Source organism: Ruegeria sp. CDSB136, assembly GCF_059610965.1.
Genome location: NZ_JBXWOP010000019.1, coordinates 101,478 through 121,879, shown reverse-complemented (window position 1 = coordinate 121,879; position 20,402 = coordinate 101,478). Strand labels below are relative to the sequence as shown.

General features: G+C 57.3%; 14 protein-coding genes. 5 read left to right on the top strand and 9 right to left on the bottom strand.

All coding sequences use genetic code 11. The annotated features are described in order from the left end of the window. Nucleotides 1–929: amino acid ABC transporter substrate-binding protein (locus tag AC2FIR_RS19285; RefSeq protein WP_496762905.1), on the top strand; the 929-nt coding region annotated here is incomplete at its 5' end. A 263-nt stretch (nucleotides 930–1,192) separates the two neighbouring features. Here AC2FIR_RS19285 and AC2FIR_RS19280 read toward each other — a convergent pair. The 3 genes from AC2FIR_RS19280 to AC2FIR_RS19270 all read right to left on the bottom strand — a co-directional run bounded on the left by AC2FIR_RS19280 (nucleotide 1,193) and on the right by AC2FIR_RS19270 (nucleotide 4,382). Next, a complete protein-coding gene (locus AC2FIR_RS19280; protein WP_496762902.1) occupies nucleotides 1,193–1,363 on the bottom strand; it encodes a hypothetical protein in 171 nt (56 codons plus the stop codon). Nucleotides 1,364–1,383: 20 nt separating this feature from the next. After that, complete coding sequence (locus tag AC2FIR_RS19275) at nucleotides 1,384–3,057, bottom strand: peroxidase family protein (protein ID WP_496762899.1); 1,674 nt, start codon at nucleotides 3,055–3,057, stop codon at nucleotides 1,384–1,386. Between the two features lie 338 nt (nucleotides 3,058–3,395). Further along, the gene (locus AC2FIR_RS19270) at nucleotides 3,396–4,382 is read right to left on the bottom strand and encodes a LysR family transcriptional regulator (protein ID WP_496747427.1); all 987 of its coding nucleotides are present in this window, start codon (nucleotides 4,380–4,382) and stop codon (nucleotides 3,396–3,398) included. A gap of 80 nt (nucleotides 4,383–4,462) precedes the next feature. On the opposite strand from AC2FIR_RS19270, the gene AC2FIR_RS19265 reads away from it, so the two are divergent. Continuing rightward, nucleotides 4,463–5,992, top strand: a complete 1,530-nt coding sequence (locus AC2FIR_RS19265; protein WP_496747425.1) for a trimethylamine methyltransferase family protein — start codon at nucleotides 4,463–4,465, stop codon at nucleotides 5,990–5,992. On the opposite strand, the gene AC2FIR_RS19260 is transcribed toward AC2FIR_RS19265, so the two are convergent. Next, nucleotides 5,983–6,729 carry a sulfotransferase-like domain-containing protein gene (locus AC2FIR_RS19260; RefSeq protein ID WP_480490720.1) on the bottom strand — a complete coding sequence of 249 codons (747 nt, stop codon included), beginning with the start codon at nucleotides 6,727–6,729 and terminating at the stop codon, nucleotides 5,983–5,985. The genes AC2FIR_RS19265 and AC2FIR_RS19260 overlap by 10 nt on opposite strands. Nucleotides 6,730–6,776: 47 nt before the next feature. On the opposite strand from AC2FIR_RS19260, the gene AC2FIR_RS19255 reads away from it, so the two are divergent. The 3 genes from AC2FIR_RS19255 to AC2FIR_RS19245 are packed head-to-tail and all read left to right on the top strand — an operon-like array spanning nucleotide 6,777 to nucleotide 12,840. Further along, nucleotides 6,777–9,143 carry a GcvT family protein gene (locus AC2FIR_RS19255; protein WP_496747423.1) on the top strand — a complete coding sequence of 789 codons (2,367 nt, stop codon included), beginning with the start codon at nucleotides 6,777–6,779 and terminating at the stop codon, nucleotides 9,141–9,143. Further along, nucleotides 9,140–11,518, top strand: a complete 2,379-nt coding sequence (locus tag AC2FIR_RS19250; protein WP_496747421.1) for a GcvT family protein — start codon at nucleotides 9,140–9,142, stop codon at nucleotides 11,516–11,518. The genes AC2FIR_RS19255 and AC2FIR_RS19250 overlap by 4 nt, the downstream gene beginning before the upstream one ends. Then, on the top strand, nucleotides 11,515–12,840 hold the full coding sequence (locus AC2FIR_RS19245; protein WP_496762897.1) for an aspartate aminotransferase family protein: 1,326 nt from the start codon (nucleotides 11,515–11,517) through the stop codon (nucleotides 12,838–12,840). The genes AC2FIR_RS19250 and AC2FIR_RS19245 overlap by 4 nt, the downstream gene beginning before the upstream one ends. A 228-nt stretch (nucleotides 12,841–13,068) precedes the next feature. On the opposite strand, the gene AC2FIR_RS19240 is transcribed toward AC2FIR_RS19245, so the two are convergent. The 5 genes from AC2FIR_RS19240 to AC2FIR_RS19220 all read right to left on the bottom strand — a co-directional run bounded on the left by AC2FIR_RS19240 (nucleotide 13,069) and on the right by AC2FIR_RS19220 (nucleotide 20,320). Further along, nucleotides 13,069–14,748: a Na/Pi cotransporter family protein gene (locus AC2FIR_RS19240; RefSeq protein ID WP_496747417.1), complete on the bottom strand. Its 1,680-nt coding sequence runs from the start codon at nucleotides 14,746–14,748 to the stop codon at nucleotides 13,069–13,071. A gap of 195 nt (nucleotides 14,749–14,943) precedes the next feature. Next, complete coding sequence (gene pbfA, locus AC2FIR_RS19235) at nucleotides 14,944–16,296, bottom strand: (R)-1-hydroxy-2-aminoethylphosphonate ammonia-lyase (protein ID WP_480903822.1); 1,353 nt, start codon at nucleotides 16,294–16,296, stop codon at nucleotides 14,944–14,946. A 104-nt stretch (nucleotides 16,297–16,400) separates the two neighbouring features. Then, a complete protein-coding gene (phnY, locus tag AC2FIR_RS19230) occupies nucleotides 16,401–17,864 on the bottom strand; it encodes a phosphonoacetaldehyde dehydrogenase (protein WP_496747415.1) in 1,464 nt (487 codons plus the stop codon). A 3-nt stretch (nucleotides 17,865–17,867) separates the two neighbouring features. Continuing rightward, entirely contained in the window at nucleotides 17,868–19,112 is a 1,245-nt protein-coding gene (phnA, locus tag AC2FIR_RS19225) for a phosphonoacetate hydrolase (protein WP_496747413.1), read from the bottom strand. A gap of 20 nt (nucleotides 19,113–19,132) precedes the next feature. Beyond that, a complete protein-coding gene (locus tag AC2FIR_RS19220; protein ID WP_496747412.1) occupies nucleotides 19,133–20,320 on the bottom strand; it encodes a 2-aminoethylphosphonate--pyruvate transaminase in 1,188 nt (395 codons plus the stop codon). Between the last annotated feature and the right edge of the window lie 82 nt (nucleotides 20,321–20,402).

The window sequence follows — 20,402 nt, the reverse complement described above, 5'->3', positions numbered from 1 at the left end:
GCGGAAAAACGCTTGATCAGGTGGCGCAGTCAGGCGACCTTAACGTCAGAACCCAGGCCACTTGGGGAATGTCGGCTAAAGAAGGAAAACCCATGCGCTTGCTTTCAGTACTTTTTGTTTCGGTTCTATTCACAACCGGCGCAGTTGCTCAGACAATCGAAAGAATAACAAATAATAACGAAATCCGATTTGGTTTTCGAACAGATGCTGCTCCATTGTCTTACGTTAACGACCAAGGTCGGCCGTTTGGTCTGTCACCATTAATTTGCGATCAAGTAGCGCAGGCTGTTGCGAAGAAACTGGATCTAAAGGACTTAAACGTTCAGTTCATTCCGGTCGACTCCAAGGATCGTTTCGACAAAGTTGCCTCCGGAGAGATAGATATACTTTGCGGGGCAGCGACTATCACGCTTTCTCGTCGCGAGATTGTTGATTTCTCAATCCCTACCTTTGTTGATGGTACTTCCATATTGTTACCAATCGAGGCTGAGGGCACCATGAGCGCACTCGCGGGGAAAAAGGTTGGCATGAGAAGCAGCACAACAACTGAAGCCTCCGTACAGAATACATTTGATGCCGCAGGCATCGACGCCAGGATGGTTCGGTTTGCTTCACATCCAGACGGAATCAAGGCGCTCCGAGACGGTAAAATCGACGCGTATTTTGCAGATCAGTCGATTTTGCTAGTCAACTACATTGCTGCGGGATTGAAAGGCAAATTCAAGTTATCCCAAGAAATTCTGACGATAGAAAAGCAAGGGTTAGCCATCGCGAGGGGCGATGATGACTTTCGACTGATCGTTGATACTATTCTGTCCGAAATGTATGCCCGGGGCACTATGGAAGAGATTTTTCGCACCGCGTTGCCAGGGATCGAGCCCAGCGAAGCTTTAAAAGCTCTGTATATTATTGCGCCTACTAATCCTTGAAACGCATCACGTGGAACATGTTTGTTGCGATTTAATTGGCCATTGCAATGGAGGCCGGTTTGCCCGCGCAGCGGTCATTTAGGAACTACTAACGACCGGCCGATTAGGTTCGAGCGCGACTGGCACGCGAGACACCCTCATCCCTCCCGTGTCCATATGTTCTAAACGATCGACAATGACCTGCCAGCCCGCATCTCTCAGCAGAACAGCAACGCTACGGTAACGGTAGCTGCCGTATTGCCGCGACAGTGCGTTCTTGTCAGCTACGAGACGAACTTCGTCTTCCCTTGCACGTGGCTGATACCGTCGAAGAAGTCTTTGTAGCCGTTTGCTCCTCCGGCACCGTGAGTAATCATCCAATGATTGATATGCTCTCCGGCGTCCACCATACCGAGTTTTGTGTCTCCGCCTTTTTTTACAATCACGTGAGTCATTTATTCCTCCTCATTTTTCTCTAATTTAGTGAATAGGTGAACTTGACAATATCTGGCAGTGTAAAGTGTGGATTTGATTCCACCTTTTTTCTAATTAGAGATTTGAAATCTAAGCTGCTGACATTATTTTCAGAAACGTCTAAAATTCCATCCGGATCGCATTCAAGTGCCGCGTGTATGGTTTCCATCACAATTCTTGCTGCGATAGGTCCCAGTTTTCCGTTCCCAATAGCTTCTGCTTCTGCCAAAGTGTAGAACCACAAAGGTGTATTATTTTGAAGAACGCCGAAATTTGGAATACTCGAATATCTAGGGTTTTCTTTTAGGAAGCTTCCGATATCGAATGTGTTACCCGCGCAAACAAGCTCGGCAAGTTCTTGGCCGCTAGGAAGGCCAAAAGACACGCCCCGCATAAGTGTTTGTAATGGAAGGCTGAAATGCTCCGTATCGACATCCAAGTCTGGAAAGTTTTCCCTATTTAATCTGTAAAGCTCTCGGTTAATTCTCGTAGAGATCGGAGCAGCAGAGATTACTTTGTCTTCCTTGCCCTTCAACTCCAAGCCGGCAAAGTGATACCACAATTGCCCCCAAGCCCAATCCAGGTGGCCAGATTTAAGTTCACCTAGGTGCGTGTAATGAAAGAGCGTGCTTAAAGAGGCCGCTTCTTCGGGATATTGGATGCTGGCATTTATTGGCCAAGACAAACCCCACGGGTCATAAACACCGCGAACCATGCTATGCCCAAATCGAAACACAGCCATTGCGAATTCCAGCGGTATGTGGAAGTTTTTGACGCCGTTTTTGGCGACAACGCGACGCCCTTTAGTCATGATCGATTCGTAAATGTTGTCAGGTATAATTCGTGGCAAGTAGTCAGTTAGTACGACGGCTTGAATATGGTGCTTGGTTGACAGGATTGCTTCCTGTTCATTCAGGTGCAATGACCTGGCGAGTTTTTGATGAAATCGAACCAGCAGCACATGCATTTGGGCCAATGCGAGATTGCTGTCAGCACGGGGGTCAACACACCTAGGTTGACCGTTGTGAATATCTCGGGGCAGGTCAAATGAAGGTTCAACTTGTTCCGGAATGTCTTTGTGTTGCCCCAAACATGCTCCCGCCTCACATTTCCATTCAGATGAACTCTGCTCTTGCGCGGGAAGCGTACCAAACAGTGAATCGAAAGTTAGTGCATGATTGCTTGCATTTACCCAAAATCCCTCTGTTTTTTGGTTTTTTTCCTTCCTCATGTGTGTCAGATCGTGAGCCAACAACTGACCAAAGTAGGTGTAGGCGGCAGGTATTTTGGAGATTGGGTCACTTTCATCCAACATAGCATTGGCCAATGCCTTGAGCGTATCCTCATCCGGTCTCGTTGTTGCGCTTGTACTATCTGGTATTAGCTGGCTGTAGTATTTTATCTTTTCCAATCCAGCTTGGCTAAATGTATCGTCGACGCTCTGTCCGCCGAGTGGGACTGCATTGCCGCTTTTGTGTCGTTCCAGGAATTTTTGAAGTTTGTCGACCGTCGTTAATCTGGGCGTGGCTCGTCCGGAATCATCAAGCTCAAGGGCAAGCTTGTTGCGTCTATCCTCGAGACTTTCGAAGAAACGCCAGGACGTGTTTTCTATTTTTTGCGGCGGTTGTTTTTGATCGGGCACATAATGAAACCCACCGCCGTGTGTTTCAACCATGGTACAATCCAATTAACCTACGGCATTATGCTTGCACATATAGCGGCTTTTACAAAGGAGATTCTAGATTCCCATTATTGGTCATTTGTTTGGGGTATCGCGTTCGGTTCGTTTCAACGCGCATTTTACCCAAGGAAAGGCGGTCTGAAGTTATTGTGGTCCGATCTCCTCCATACCATCTTGGGCGTGCCCGTCCTCGAAGTGAACCGCTATGACCGCGTGTAAGATAAGTGCTCAAACAAGAAGCTTTCTGTCTTCCTGCACAAGATCGCTGCCCAGAATGTCCGCTGAAATCGTCTGGAGCCGTCAATAGTTCGCCGACGGAAGCCCGGCCTCGTTCAGTTATTTACCAAGTTTTCGGCCAAGTCATATTCCACGTTTGTTGTTCCGACATCTCCCATATGCTTGGCAATTTGCTGTGTCAGCTTCTGTTTGGACATCTCAGCAAGCGCTTTTGGAAAACTCTGAAGCTCTTCTTTTCTGGCGACAACTGTCAGGGTGCGCGAGAGGCCGGAGACTGGAAGCTCTATCAATCGCAAGCTCATGTTCTCCACCAATCCATCAATCAGCAAAGTTGGTGTCAAAAGGCTGAATCCCTGACCGGCAGAAACACAGGACGTAACCATGCTTGAACGGTCCGCCTGAATGACCTTGTCGGGTTCAAAACGCAAACGGCGCAGGTGTTGTGCAATTTGGCGGCCGGCGTTTGTTGTATCTCCGAACCGAACCAAGGGCAGCCGCGTCTGGATCGCCTCAAGACTATCTGTCGGGCCATCATATGTTTCGGGCAGAACCAGAAGGTATCTTTCGGTCAGAACGTGGTGGCGCTCAAGGCCATCCATGTCCAGAAAAGGATTTGAGGTGATCGCCAGATCCGCTTGCTTGGTCCTCAGCAAATGCTCGTGGTTGCCGCTTTGCCCGGCATGCAAGGTGATATCTTCGACGTTGAACACACGTTGGGCCAGGTCAATCAATGAAGGCGTCAGGGTCGTGGCGATAGAGGCTTGAATACCGACCCGAAGCAGGGTCAGGGATTTCTGGCCGACGTGGCGCAATTCGGTTTCCATGTCGGAAAACGCATCCAGAATCTTCTGCGCTTTGCTGTGCAGGCGCACGCCCGCGTAGGTCAGCCGGGCCGGACGTGTACTGCGATCCAGAAGCAGGGTGCCAAAGGCCTTTTCCAACGCGGTGATGTGCTGGGATGCCGCCGGCTGCGAGAGATTGAGCAGCTTCGCGCCCGCCCGCATTTGACCTGTTTCCGCAACGGCGACGAAGATTTCGAGTGAGCGCATCAGGCTTGGCGACAGTTTGCGACGATCCAGCATAGCTCATCCTTAGTATAAATAATGATTATACTGTTGAGATTTTCTTGGTTTCCGTCAAGCGCCGGGTCAACAGTTTTGCCATGAGACGTTTGCGCCCATCCCGCCGTCGCAGGGCGACGGAAATTCGCACCTCTGCCGAGATGCGTGCGCCGTTTATTCTGCGAAAGCTCTCGACCTTCAATGTGCTCAGCGAGACGGGGCTGGAGCAGATCGAGGCCAATGCGGACACCATCCTAGCCGAAACCGGGATGGAGTTTCAGGATGACCCGGAGATTCTGAAGATCTTTGCAGATGCAGGCTGTGACGTAAACGGAACGCACGTGCGGTTCGCACCCGGCTTTTGTCGAAAAATGATCACTGCAACCGCGCCCGCGCAGTTCACGCAACATGCCCGCAATCCGGCCAACAGCGTTCAGCTTGGCGGAGAAGCCAGTGTGCTTTGTCCGGCTTGGGGGCCGCCTTTTGTGCACGATCTGGATCGCGGTCGTCGCTATGCCTCGCATCAGGATTTCATCGATCTGGTCAAGCTGCATCATAGCCTGCCGTGGCTTCACCACTCGGGTGGCGTGGTGTGCGAGCCGGTGGACCTGCCTGCCAACAAACGCCACCTCGATATGCTATATGGACACATTCGCTATTCTGATCGGGCCTTCATGGGGGCCTTTATCGGGGCCGAGCGGGCAGGCCACGCGATCGACATGGCGCGGATCGTTTTCGGTGAGGGTTTTGTGGCCGAAAACGCCGTCCTCTATTGCGTGTCAAACACCAACGCGCCCCTTGTGATGGACAGCCACATGTCGGGTGCATTGAAAACCTATGCGCGCGCCGGGCAGCCAGTTGCCTGCACGCCTTGGGTTCTGACGGGGGCCATGTCGCCTTCGACCGTTGCCGGAACGCTGGCGCAGGTGCTGGCCGAAACCATGGCTGCAATGACGTTGACCCAATTGGTGAACCCCGGCGCGCCCTGCATGATGGGCAGCTTTGCCTCGACCATGTCGATGAAGTCCGGCGCGCCAACTTTTGGCACGCCCGAGTCCGGGCTGATGGTATTGGCGGCCGGACAGCTTGCCCGCAGGCTGAATGTACCCTTGCACACGGTTGGTACGCTCAGCGCATCAAAAGTCCCGGACGCCCAGAGCCAGCAAGAGGCTACCTGGGGTCTGATGATGTCGATGTTCGCGGGCGCGAACCTGATCAACCACGCCACCGGTTGGCTGGAGGGCGGGTTGGTGACCTCGTTCGAAAAAACGATCCTGGATCACGATCTGTGCGGCAAGATCGGGCGTTTCTTCGAAGGCATTGACATGAGCGAGAATGCCCAGGCGATGGAGGCGATCGCGGCGACAGGCCCGGGTCGGCATTTCCTCGGGTCCGAACACACGCAGGCCAATTTCATGTCCGCTCTGTTCCGGCCCTGGACCCCGGATGACAATTCGTTCGAACAATGGCACGCGGCGGGAGAGAAGGATGCCGCAACCCGCGCCAATGCAATTTGGAAAGAGCAGCTTGACGCATATGAAGATCCTGGTCTGGATCCAGACATTGACACGGAATTGCAGGACTATATCGCACGGCGAAAGGCCGAGAAACCCGATCGGGACTATTTCTGATGAGCTTGGGTTTCGGCGATTTCACGCATCTGAGTGTAGTACGGCAGGTGATGCGCCACGTGGTCGGCATATGGCTCGCCAAGCGCATCCAGTTCCGCCCGCACGTCCGTGACCACGGGCGCCTGGATCGCGCCGCTTTGCAGTACTTCGCTATGCCAGCTTTGCACCGATTGCCAGCCATCCGGTACACTGCTGTCCCAGGAAAACGCATGCGCGAGATAGGGCAGCCCGACATGCGCCCAATATCGGCGCAGCGTCGCTTGCGGATCGCGGCGCAGTTGATCAGCGGTGATGACCAAAGGGTCATGTCCCAGCTCTTTCAGCGCGGTGTACAGTCGGTACTGGGCTTCATGTCCCAGTTCCAATCGGGTGAATTCGGGATCCCGTTTAGCATAAGACAGCGCCGCTTCGGCCGGGTCGCGCAGCAAAAATGCGTGGCTCATCTGATGAGTAAATTCGGGATCCAGCGGCAAGGCTTCGGTGACATAGTAAGCCATATCCTTGAAGAACAAGGGGTTGGTTGCGGCCTTTGCGCGGATCATGGCCCGAATATCGTCGTATGTCGCAGGGTGCCCGGGTTCGGGCGTGAAACCCGGAAACAGCCGGTCTTTGGTGGTCAGATAGTGATGGTACATGAACGGCTCGTGCAGAACGGTCAGATCACCGCGCTCGCGCATGACACGTTCAAAAGCGGTCGAAACCGAGCGGGGATGGCACCACAACGCATGTATCGTCATGCGCCGACCCTAAGTTCGGTGCCTTTGTCGCGTCAATGGAGGGCAGCATGACCCGTATCCTGATCATCGGGGGCGGCGCGATTGGTCTCAGCCTGGCCTACCATCTGGCCAAGCGCGGTGCTGAAGATGTCACCGTCTTGGAGCGAAACCAACTGACCTCGGGCACGTCGTGGCACGCGGCCGGGATCGTTGGTCCCTTGCGGGCAACTCCAAACATGACGCGGTTGGCGATGGCCGCACTCGAGGTTTTTCCAGCTCTTGAGGCCGAAACCGGAATGTCGACCGGCTACCGCCAGACCTCAGGTTACTGGCTGGCACGCGATCCCGCTCGTCTGGACGAGTTGCACCGGATTGCGGATCTGGGTCAGACGCTGGGATTGAGCCCGCGCATGGTCTCGGCCTCGGACGTACCCCTGACGCAGCTTGATCTGAGCAGTCACGTCGGCGCCCTGTTTGTGCCTGAAGATGCCAATGTGAACCCGGTCGATTTGTGCATGGCTTATGCCAAAGGTGCGCGCGACAGTGGTGTAAAGATCCATGAGCACACCGGTGTTCAGGCCCTCCGCAAGTCGGGCACTCGAATCATTGGCGTAACCCTGACCGATGGAACCGAACTGGACGCAGATCAGGTGGTCATCGCCACCGGTGCCTGGTCACGCGAGTTGGCGGCCAGCGTGGGCGTGGCGCTGCCGTTACAGGCGGTCGAACACATGTATGTGGTCACTGAACCCATGGCCGGCCTGCCAAACCCATTTCCGGTGATCAGGGATCTGGACCGGGGCATCTACATTAAGGGCGACGCGGGCAAGCTGGTGATCGGCGGCTTTGAACCCAACGCCAAATGCTGGGACGCCCATGGCCCTGAAGGCGACCGCCCATTCCTTGAGATGACCGAAGATTGGGACCAGTTCACCCCCTTCATGGAGGCCGCGTTGGAGCTGTGCCCCAGCCTTGAAACCGTGGGCATCCAGCATTTCATGAATGGCCCCGAAAGCTTTACGGCGGACACCCGGCCACTTGTAGGTGAGACCTCGGTTGATGGCCTGTTTGTGGCCGCTGGCATGAATTCGGTCGGGGTGATGTCTTCCGCAGGAATTGGACGGGCCCTGGCGGATTGGGTGATCGACGGCCACCCCTCCATGGATATGTGGGAGGTCGATGTGGCCCGGGTCGACCCCGCTACGGCGACTGCCGGGCACATGGCACAACGCATGGAAGAGGCTGTTGCGGATCTCTTTGCCTTGCACTGGCCGTATAAGCAGCCCCAAGCTGGGCGGGGTTTGCGGAACACACCCTTGCACGACCGCTGGGCCGGGGCCGGGGCACATTTCGGGCTGACAGCAGGTTGGGAGCGTGGGCTCTATTACGGCCCGGCACAGGATTATTCCATAGCCGATCAGGGGTGGTGGCCTCTGGCCGAGGCGGAAGCGGCTGTCATGGGTCATGGCACCGCCCTGATCGAGTTGAGCCCGTTTACCAAACTGGACATCACCGGCCCGGAGGCTCTGGCGGCGCTGAATCGCCTCACCACCGCGCAGATGGAGGTGCCTTTCGGTCGGGCTGTCTACACCCAGATACTCAACGCGCGCGGGGGCATCGAGATGGACGTGACCATCACGCGGCGGCGCGAGGATGCATTTCACCTGACCTCGGGCGCGGTCACACGCACACGCGACCTGACGTTTCTGCGCCGCCACCTGAAGGGTGACGTCATGGTTCAGGACTTGACCGAGGCGTTCTGCACCGTCGGTGTGATGGGGGCAGGCAGCCGGTCTGTTCTGCAAAGCCTGGGAGACCTTCCCGAGATGCCCTTTGCCCATGCCGCCACCGTCGAATTGGCAGGCACCTCATGCCGTGCGACCCGCGTCAGTTTTGTCGGAGAGCTGGGCTGGGAACTGACAGTGTCCAATGCGCAGGCCCCCAAGCTGTTCGATGCGTTGCGAAACGCAGGCGCAACCCCATTGGGTCATTACGCGGTGGATGCATGCCGATTGGAAAAGGGTTTCAAACATTGGGGGCATGAGCTTGGCCCCGAGATCACTCCGCTTGAAGCCGGTCTGGGATTCACCATCGATTGGTCCAAGGAGTTTGTGGGTAAAGCGGTGTTGGAACAGCAAAAACACAAGGGGCTGCATCGACGTCTGATCCTGGTGCAGGTTCAGGGTGCGGCCCTGCTGCTGCATGACGAACCGGTGTTCGAGGACGGCACCTATGTCGGGCTGACAACTTCGGGTGGACGCGGGCCGCGAACGGGGCTGAACCTGTGTTTTGCCATGGTATCGGTCCGGCCGGGCGAGACATTGGACGAGACATGCGGCCGAATTTTCACAATTCGGGTCGCCGGGCAGGACTATCCCGCGCAGCCCCTGCGCCGCCCGCCCTTTGATCCCTCAGGCGAAAGGATGCGCGCATGATCAAGGCACAGGTAACGATCATCGGCGGTGGGGCCATGGGCGTCTCGCTGATGTATCATCTGGTCAAGGCGGGTTGGTCCGACGTTTTGCTGGTCGAGAAGAACGACCTGACCCATGGGTCGACCTGGCATGCGGCCGGGCTCTGCACCCATTTCGCGCACAATCCCACGATTCAGGAACTGCGTGCAACTTCTGTCCGGCTTTACCGGGATATTTTACCTCAGGAAACCAGGCGCGATTGTGGGTTTCATCGCTCGGGTGCGATGCGGATCACGCGCAACCCCGACCGGATGGACGAGTTTCGCCACGTGGCCGGCCTGTCCGAGTTCACCGGCTATCCGCTGGAGGTGCTGACACCGGAACGGATCGCCGAACTGTTCCCGCTGGCAAAACTGGATGGGTTGATCGGTGGAATTTACGAACCCGATGACGGCCACGTGGACCCAACGCTTGCAACCCACGCGATGGCCGAAGTCGCCCGACGTGGCGGCGCCCGGATCCTGCGCAATTGCGCGGTCATCGCGGTTAAGCGCCAGCAGGATCATTGGTGGATCAAAACCGAGAAAGAGACGATCGAGACTGTCCACGTGGTCAACGCCGCAGGCACTTGGGGCTGGGAGGTTGGCCGCATGATGGGGCTCAACATCCCCTCGGTTCCTGTGCTGCACCAATATCTGGTGACAGACACGGTCGACGCCGTGTCGTCCCGGATAAAGGAGGGCTTGCCCGAGTTGCCGATCATTCGAGACCCCGAGGAAAGCTGGTACGTCAGACAGGAACGCGACGGGTTGATCCTTGGGCCGTATGAAAAGGACGCCAAGGTTTGGTCAGTCGACGGTGTACCGCCGGATTTCGGCGCGGACCTGATGCCGCCGGATCTGGACAGTGTCGAACACATCATCATGGCCGCGATGGACCGTATTCCGGCGCTGGAAACGGGTGGCGTGAAATCGGTGATCAACGGCCCTATTACATTCACACCGGACGCCAACCCCCTGATCGGGCCTGCGCATGGCTTGGAGAACGCCTGGCTGCTGACCGGCTCGTCCATGGGCGTGATGGAGGGCGGCGGCGCAGGCTGGTTCCTCGCCCACTGGATGACCCATGGCGCGCCGCCAATGGATGCGCTGGCAGTGGACAGCCGACGCTTTGGCGTCTGGGCGGATCGTGACTATCGCGTGGCCAAGGCCATCGAATGTTTCGGTCTGCAATTCGGTGTGCACTACCCGCACGAGGAACGCCCCGCCGGGCGCGGCCTGCGCCTGTCTCCGCTGCACGACCTGATGGTCGAGCGCGGCGCGGTTATGGGGGCGGCCTATGGGTGGGAGCGTCCGAACTGGTTTTCGGACATGCCCGGGGCTGTGGCCGACGAAACCTTCCGCCGGGCCAATTGGTTCGAACATGTGACGCGAGAGGTCGACGCCGCGCATAACCGCGTTGCGATGGCAGACTTGTCGGTATTCTCGAAATTCGACGTCAGCGGCCCGGATGTTGCCCCGTTTCTGGAAGCGCTGGGCGCAAACCGCGCACCCGCGCCTGGCGGCATTGGGCTGACCCACGCGTTGACACCTGCGGGTGGTGTACTGTCGGAGTTCACCGTCACGCGTCTGACCGAAGACCATGCCTACCTCACCAGTGCCGCTGTAGCAGAGCAGATCGATTATGATCTGTTGACACATGTCGCAGAAGGTTTTGACGTCATGGTTCGAAACGTCTCCGATGATCTGGCGGTCATCGGTGTCATGGGCCCCAAGTCGGCTGACGCTCTACCCGAGTTGGTCGACATGACCTGGTTGACCACGCGCGAGACCCACGTGGCGGGCATCCCCCTGCGCGCCCTGCGTGTGTCCTATCTGGGCGAATTTGGTTGGGAGTTGCATGTCGCCAAAAAGCACGCGGCAAGGCTCTTCGTATTGCTTGAGGAAACTGCGAAACCTCTTGGCCTTGGCTTTTATGGGGCCTATGCCGCAAACTCCATGCGTCTCGAAAAAGGTTATCGTGGCTGGGGCAGTGACCTGACGACCGAGCGCAGCCCTCTTGAGGCTGGGCTGACCCCGTTTGTCCGCAACGACCTGCGCACCAAGCTGGCCCGCGACGACGCGTGGGACATGGTGCTGCTGGATGTCGAAGCCGGTCAGGTCGATCCGTTCTACGCGCACACGATATGGAAAGACGGGGTGCCGGTAGGGATCGCCACCTCGGGGGCCTATGGTCATCGCACCGGCAAGGTCCTTGCCTTGGCCTACCTGCGTGACCCGACCGCGCGCGAGGGGCTGACCATCTCGATCGTGGGTCAGCACCGTGCCGCGACCATCCTGCCGGAAGCCCCTTTTGACCCCAATAACCATCGACTGAAAACCGGAGGTTCCAAATGACTGACCACCCCCTTCACACCGACTGGGACTTCTCGAATACCGCCGCGCGACGGGACCGGTACTATGCCGCTTCGCTGACGCGGTTTACGCCCTTACGCGAGCCTATTGTGTTCAAAAAAGGCCAGGGCCAATACCTGTGGGACACGGACGGGCGGAAATATACTGACCTGCTGGGGATGAATGTCTGTATCTCGGTCGGGCACTCGCACCCACGCGTGGTGGCAGCAGCAAACGCGCAGGCGCAGGAACTGACCCACTGCACGACAATGTTCTACCACCCGACACCCGCACATCTGGCCGAGGAACTGGCCGCGACCATGCCCAAGGGCCATGACTGGGTGGTGCATCTGACCAACTCAGGGTCCGAGGCGATTGATCTAGCGATGACCATGGCGCGCACCTATACCGGCAATCTGGACCTGCTGGCGTTGCGTACCGCTTATCACGGGCCCACTGCCGCAGCGCAGTCGATCACAGGTATTGCCGGGTGGCGCCACCCGGGCATGCCCGGCAACGTCGCCTTCGTTCCCGAACCCAACCAGTATCGCGGCATCTTCGGGCCGGGCACCCAGCCGTATCTGGAAGAGATTGACCGCACCATCGCCACAGCGACATCCGGTCAGGTGGCGGGCATCTTTGTGGAAAGCGTGCAGGGCTATGGCGGCATCATCGAAATGCCGCCGGGCTATATGTCCGGCGCAGCAGATCGCGTGCGCGCGGCAGGGGGTCTTTACATTGCCGATGAGGTTCAGTCAGGCTTTGGCCGCACCGGCGAACACTTCTGGGGGTTCGAGGCAGACGGCGTTGTCCCCGACATCATTGTCATGGCCAAGGGTCTTGGAAACGGCTTTCCGATCGGAGCGGTTGTGGCCAAAAAACAAGTAGCCGCGCCGATGGCCGAAAGGTTCATGTTCCACACCTACGGCGCCAACCCGACCTCGGCCGCCGCAGCCCGTGCCGTTCTGGCCGTTATGCGAGACGAAGGGCTTCAGGAAAACGCCCGTATTGTGGGCGCGGCGCTGCTGGAACGGCTCCATGACCTGAAAGACAAGTACAAGGCCATCGGTGATGTTCGCGGCAAGGGTCTTATGCTGGCGCTGGAATTCGTGAAAGATCTGGACAGCAAAACGCCTGACAAGGAGATGACAACAGAGGTCTTCGAAGCCTGCCGCGCGCAAGGGATCATCCTGTCGAAATCCGGCCCTTTCCAGCAATGCCTACGGATGGTGCCGCCACTTTGCTTGTCCTTGGATGATGTGGGCCAGGTGGCAAACAGCCTCGACCAGGCGCTCGAAATGGCTGAGGGTACTGCCCATGGATAAAGGATCGCCCCGTGGAACCGCTGAAAGCGGTGGCTTGACGAAGGCCCCTTTTTGAGGGGCCCGACATTGTCGATTGGCTAGGTGGAGTTCGAGCCTAGGATGTTGATTGGTTCAGACAAGCTCTGAACGACAAGGATACACATCTGTATCCGGGGTCGGAACCAACGCAAGGCAACCGTCAGACTTTGCGAACACCGCTATCAACACGGCAAACGAGTTGAGACGATCTCATGGACCGCTTGGCACGTCGGCAATTTCCTTGATCAATCGCGTCTCCAACAATTGACCATAGCGGTACAGGACCGGGTAGGCGACCGAGGCGATGTGACTGTTGAACTCTCGAAACGCACGCAAAGTCTCCAGATGCATATCGCTGGTTTCGAAACTTTCCGTTGTCCCATGTTGCAATCGGCGCAGGTGTCGCTTGCGGCTGTCACGTTCCACGCGTTTTATTTCGGTTTTTTCAAGGCTCAGCAGGCGCGCGCTTTCCAGATCGTCCGAAATAAGCACGTTCGAAGCCAGTTTCATATTCGACAGAATGCTCTCGTGCATGTGGACGAGTTCCGACCAGCCCTCTTGCGAGAAACTTGAACCCTTGGCGCGCATTTCGCCCGCCAAAACAGTCAGGCGTTTGGCAACAACATCCCCGGCCGTTTCAAGCCGAATAGCGAACTCCATCAGATCGCGCGCGGTTTTGGCATCCTGTTTTTCGTATAATTCAGCCGGTATCGCTGCAACAAAGGTTCGAATACCCGAGAGGCACCGGTTCACGTCCTCGTCAATCGCCTGAACAGACCGGATCTGTTCCTTATCACCGTGTCGGTACAGTTCCAGCACCGGGCGGAACATGGTCTCGAGAAGATCGCTCATCCGCAGAAGTTCCCGCTTCAGGCTCGGCAGCGCTTGGTTTGGGTTCGAAACGCATCTGATGTCCAACGCACTGACCGGCCTTGTGGGTTGCGGCTTCTGTTCTTTTTGGGGGTCTGGCAAAAGCGTTTCGAACAGTGCCTGCAAGCGCCCACAAAACGGAAGCGCCAGAACCAGCAGTGACAGGTTGAATGCAAGATGCACATTGACGAGCATCTGTCCCCCCTGCGGTTCTCCCAAGAGCCCGGTCCGCAGGGCCCGGTTCGCCACAAACAGGGTCACCAAAGCCCAACTGCCCCGCAGCGCCAGGTTTGCGTAGGGGATGCGTCGTGCCGTCACAGGCATTCCCCGGGTCAGCCAGACCGGAATGAAGGCAGAGCCAAAATTCGCGCCAAGAACCAATGACATACCGGCGGCAAAAGGGATTGCGCCGATCTGTACAAGCGTCACGCACATAAGGATGGCCGCGACCGACGAGTGCATGACAAAAGCCAGGGCACCCCCGACAAGGAAGGCCGTGATGAAATCGCGCGCCAGATAATCGGCGACGGCGGGCAGAAATGCACTGTCCCGGATGGGGTCCATCGCCTCGCGCAGGAACCTCAGCGAGATCAGGATAAATGCCACGTCCATCAGAATGCGCCCAAGCTGCCGTGCTTTCTTGGCTTCGGTCTTGACGAACAGATAGCCGCCAATTGCCAGTAACAGCGGCACAAGCCAGTCCAACCGAAAGGACAGGATCTGAATGATCAACGCCGAGCCCAGATCGCCACCCAGTACAATCGCCAGACCGGCTGGAAAGCTCAGCATCCCACTGGCGGCAAACCCGGACGTCAGCAAAGCCACGGCGGCCGAGCTTTGCAACACGACCGCCATCATCAGCCCAACCACCGAGGCATGCAGGTAGCTGCGCTGTTGCGTCATCACCCGTTGGAACGACGCGCCGTAACTGCGTTCGATTCCAGTGCGCACCATGCGTACTGCGTAAAGCAGAAGCATGGTTGCCCCGGCCAAACTGATCAGGAAGGTGACAATTGCCATGCTTCACTCCGGCTTCAAAACAGGTATTTGCACCGCAGTTTGTGTGCGATCCGCTGCAGATGGCTTTTGAGTCGTAGGCGACGGCAAACAAGGACGGGAAATCCGGTCTATTTTGCAGCATCTTATTGGGTTGCGCCAAGTGTGCCCGTTACCGAGCCAATTGGGCGATCTTGCCCGCCGCCATGGCCCGTCGGCTCAGTTTGCCTCTGTGATTGCGGCAACAACGATGTCGATGGCACGATCCAGTTCAGTTTGCGAAATCGTCAGCGGCGGCGACAGGGTCAGAACGCAACCCTGGCTGATCTTATAGCTCAACCCCGCTTCTAGACAGGCATAGTAGATCTGTTCCGCGCGCGCATTTCCGGGCGTCTTGCTGGAACGGTCCTCGACAATCTCGATACCGAACATAAGGCCGCGGCCCCGGATGTCACCGACGATGGGAACATTCTGAAGGGCGTCGACCAGGCGCCCCATCGCGTATTCGCCCAACTCAGCCGCGCGCTGGACCAAGCCCTCGTCTTCTATGATTTGAAGTGTCGTCAAAGCGGCCCGAGAGGTTACGGGGTTCTTTTCGTGCGTGTAATGCCCAATGGCAAAGTCCCCGCAAACATCCAGTTTTTTCCGGGCGATGCAGGCGGCGATTGGCAGGATACCCCCGCCCAGCGATTTGCCGATGGTGACAATGTCGGGGATGATTTCATCATGCTGGAACGAGAACATCTGCCCGGTCTTGCCCAGCCCGGTCGGAATTTCATCCAGGATCAGCAATGCGCCGTGCCGGTCGCAAATTTCGCGCACCCGCTTCCAGAAACCTGGCGGCGGCACGATGGGTACGGCACGCATCGCCTCGGCCACGACGGCGCAGATGTCGCCTTCGCGTTCCAGCACGTAGTCGATCATGTTGGCGCAGGCTTCGGCGCTGGCTTCAAGCGTTGCGTGTCCATAGGGGCATCGGGTGGGGTGGAAGGGTGCTACATGCTCGGTTCCCGGCAAAAGCGGCCCGGCGATGTGGCTGCGGAAAGTGGCCTCGCCACCAACGCTTGCCGCGCCAAAGCCCGCTCCATGGAAGGCGTCCCAGAAGCTCAGAGTCTTGAAACGGCCCGTCGCGGCGCGGGCGATCTTGAGCGCGACTTCATTGGCGTCCGAACCGCCGGTGGTGAACAGTACCTTGCCCAGATCGCCCGGGGTGATGGCCACCAGCTTTTCGGCCAGTTCCACCGCCGGGTCATTGGTGAAACGGCGTGGGGCAAAGGGCAGGTCGTCCAGCTGATCCTTGATCGCCTGCACCAGAAGGGGATGGCCATAGCCAATGTGATGTACCGAATTGCCATGGAAATCCATGTAGCGGCGGCCGTCGAGATCCTCGATCCAGATACCTTCGGCTTTGGCAATCGTGCTGACGCAGGGGCTGGACAGGGACTGATGCAGGAACACATCCGAGTCGCGTTTCAGCAGCGGCGACGACTTGGGCCCGATGGACTTCTTCAGCCAGGCTTTGCGGGCTTCCGAGGTATTCGATTCCCCTTCTGTATGGACAATCTGTGGCATATCCGTTTCTCACTGTCGTTTTGGAAAAGGGGCGGGCCCCGAAGGGTCCGCCAGTTCCGGGGAGATATCCTGGACCCCTCCTGTTTGCAGAAGGGGCAGGGACGTCAGCCAGGCCAGGGCAGCGAATAAGTCTTCACGTTGGTAAAGAACTTCATCGCTTCGATAACGCCTTCCTTCACGCCGTTTCCGCTGTCCTTGATACCGCCGAAGGGCGACATTTCGATCCGGTAACCCGGCTGTTCCCAGATGTTGCATGTGCCCACGTTCAGCCCGTTTATATAGGCTATGGCGCGGTTCAGATCGTTGGTGCATACGCCTGAGGACAGGCCGAACTCGGTCGAGTTCGAGATTGCCATCACCTCTTCGTCGTTGTCGGGCACACGCACAATGGGGACGATCGGGCCAAAGGTTTCCTCCATCACCAGTTCGCTGTCATGGGGCACCTTGTCGACCACGATCGGCGGCAGAAGCGCGCCCTGACGGCCCGGATGATAGAGGATTTCCGCGCCTTCTTTCTCGGCCTGATAAACGCGGTTTTCAAAGACTTCCGCCGCCTTGTCGTGGATCACGCAGCCCAGTTCGGTTTCAGGATCCTGCGGATCGCCGAATTTGATCTTTTTGGCCTTTTCCAGAACCAGCGGCACAAACTTATCCGCGACGCTCTCTTGTACAAGAATGCGCTTGACCGCCGTACAGCGCTGGCCGGAATTGCCGGTGGCACCTGTAACAGCAATCGTGGCAGCCTTGTCCAGATCAGCATCGCTGAGGTCGTTGAGGACGATTAGAGGATCATTGCCGCCAAGTTCCAGAGCCTGACGTTTGTAGACGCCCTTTTCGGCAATCATCTTGCCCACAGGCACGCCGCCGGTGAAGGTGATGATGTCGATATGCTCGTTGGTGATCATCTCGTCACCGATGTCAGCGGGCCAGCCGGTGACAACCTGGAACATCTCGGGCGGCAAGCCCGCCTCGTACAGAATATCCGCCAGGGTCAATGCGGTCAGCGGGGTCAATTCCGTCGGTTTGCAGACCATGCAGTTGTTGGTGGCAATCGACGGCGCGATCTTGTGGCTGACCATGTTAAGCGGGTGGTTGAACGGTGTGATCGCGCTGATCGCCTTTACCGGCTCGCGCATGGTGAAGATTTTGCGGGCCTTGCCGTTATGGGTCAGATCGCACGAGAAAATCTCGCCATCATCCTTCAATGCCTCGGCGGCAGCGAACTGATAGACATCCTGCGCGCGCTTGGTTTCGTAGATCGCGTGCTGGTGGCAGATGCCCAGTTCAAGCGTCAGCCACTTGGCCAGATATTCGCGCTTTTCTCCGATCAGCTCACCCGCGCGCTGCAGGATCTGGCTGCGTTCATATCGGGTGAGCTTTGGTTTGTAGTTTGCCGCAATCTCGAAAGCCTTGCGCGCATGTTCGGCGGTTCCGGCCGGAACGTACCCTACAACTTCGTTGGTATAGGGGTAGTGCACCGGAACGGTTTCTTCAGCGAAGACAATTTCACCGCCGATCCGCATTCCTTCGTTTCGTATTTCGATGTTCGACATGGTCTGATCTTTCATGACTTACTGTGCCGCTGCTGTGGTTGCGTAAAAGAAGGCGTCGAAATTACGCAAAACCGGTTGGTTGGGCAGGTCGATGACGCGGTTCACGATGAACGGAACTTCTTGCTCGGTCAAACCGCCATGGCTGCGCAGGGGTTCCTTCAGGGCCGCCAGATCGTGACGGTGCTCGGACGTGCCAATGCAGATGTTCTCGCCCGAGACCATCACGATGTCGCCAATCCGGTCGCCCGGCAACTCGAACTGCTCGATGGCTTCGGCCTTGGTCAGCACGTGGGTTATACCCTCGGTCGCTTTGAGTTTTGCTATGATTTCATCCTGATCCGCGCCTTCCGGCAGATAGGCGGTCGCGAAAGACCCCAATGCGCCGTGATGCACGACATAAGGATCGGTAATCGGCAGGATGACCCGCGCGGCGTCCTTGCCCAGCCAATCGTCCATCAGATCCTGCGCATAGACAACGGCGGGCGAGCCATCAGGCAAGTGCTTTGGCTTCATGCCGTGGTCGGCGGTCACCACGATGGCGGCACCCAACGCGTCCAATTCGCCCAGATAGCGATCGAACATCGCGTAGAAATCCAGCGCGCCTTGCTGTTCGGGCGCAAACTTGTGCTGAATATAGTCTGTGGTCGATAGATACATCACGTCGGGCTTGAACTCTTTCAACAGCTTGACGCCGGCAGCAAAGACAAACTCGGACAGTTCGGCCGAGTAAACCTCGGGGACGTCCATGCCCAGCCATTTGCTGGCATTGTCGATGCCGTGCTCAGTCATAGTCGTCTCGCCTGAACGTTCCGAGGAAAACGCGACCGCACGGCCTTCGTCGAACTTCAGCCCTGCACCAAGAAGCGCGCGCAGCTTGTCCTTGGCGGTGACCATGGCGACGCGGAACCCGGCGTCGTAGAATTGCGAGAAGATGGTCGGCGCGCGCAGGAAACGCACGTCATTCATCATGACTTCTTCGCCGCTGTCCGGGTCAATCAGGTAGTTGCCACAGATGCCATGCACGATGGGCGGGCGTCCGGTGGCGATCGACAGGTTATTGGGGTTGGTGAAGGACGGGATCACGGAATGGGCCAGCCGGTCGGTGCCTTCTTCGCGCATCCGCTTGAGGTTGGGCATCAGGCCCTTGGCAATCGCAACCTCCAGATATTCAGGCTCGCACCCATCCAGGCAGATGGCGATTGCGGGGACCTTGGGCGTCGGATAGACGCGCTCGTTTGCTACAACGGGGGTTTGGATGGTCATCTTGTCATGTTCCTTGATAGTTAGGCAGCCAGTTTGGCGCGTTCTTGCAGTGCCCGGAGGGGAGGTGCCGCGTTGGTCACGCCCATCTCCTCCAATGATTCCTTTGCGGCGGTCACGACCATTCGCATGACGTGTTCGTCCATTTGGCCGATGCATCCGACGCGGAAGCTGTCGACCACCGTCAGTTTGCCCGGGTAGATGATGAAGCCCTTGGATTTCATGAGGTTATAGAACTGATCAAACACGAAGCTTTCGTCCGCGGGACAGAAAAAGGTGACGATAATTGGGCTGAGCCAACGATTGTCCAGCAACGTTTCAAAGCCCAGCTCTCGCATTCCGGCGACCATGACATCGCGATTACGGGTGTAACGCCCGCCACGGCCGGATACGCCCCCTTCGGCGGCGTGTGCCCTGAGTGCCTCGATAAAGGCGGCAACCACATGTGTTGGCGGTGTGAACCGCCACTGGCCGGTCTTGTTCATGTGCGCCCACTGTGCGTGCACATCCAGAGACAACGAGTGGCTGTTGCCCTTCGCGGCTTCAAGCTCGGATTTACGGGCGACTATGAAGCCGAAACCGGGCACGCCTTCGATACATTTGTTGGCCGAAGACACCATCGCCTCGTAGCGGATTTCGGTGGGTTTGAGTTCCACCGCGCCAAACGCCGACATCGAATCGATCAGAAGTTTGCGCCCGGCGGCATAGGTGACTTCGGATATCTCCTCGACCGGATTCAGAATTCCCGAGCTGGTTTCGCAGTGAATGGCGACCACATGGGTGATGTCTGGATCCTCGGCAAGAATGCGGGCAACTTCCTCGCCTCTGGGCGGCAGGTAATCCCCTTTGTCCAGAACGACATGATCGCGGCCCAGATATTCCAGGGTCTGCGCAGATCGTTGCCCGTAGGCGCCATTTGCAAGAACAAGTGCCTTGCCATTGGCGGGAATAAACGACGCAAGCATCGCCTCGACCGAGAACGAACCACTGCCCTGCATGGGGACGCAATCGTAGTCGTCAGCCCCTTCGCCAAGCAACGCCAGAAGGCTGGACCGCACTTCGCGCGTCATGGCACGAAAGTCGTCATCCCAACTGCCCCAGTCCTTCAACATGGCTTCTTTTACAGCATAGGACGTTGTCAAAGGACCGGGTGTCAGAAGATATGGTTCACCGAGGCGAGGAGGTTCGATTTTTGCGTTGGAAGGCGTCATATCCATGCTCCAGAAAAGCGTTTTCAAGAACACAATTGCAGCAACGGTTGCTATATGTGAAATTGCAATTATCGATCTAATT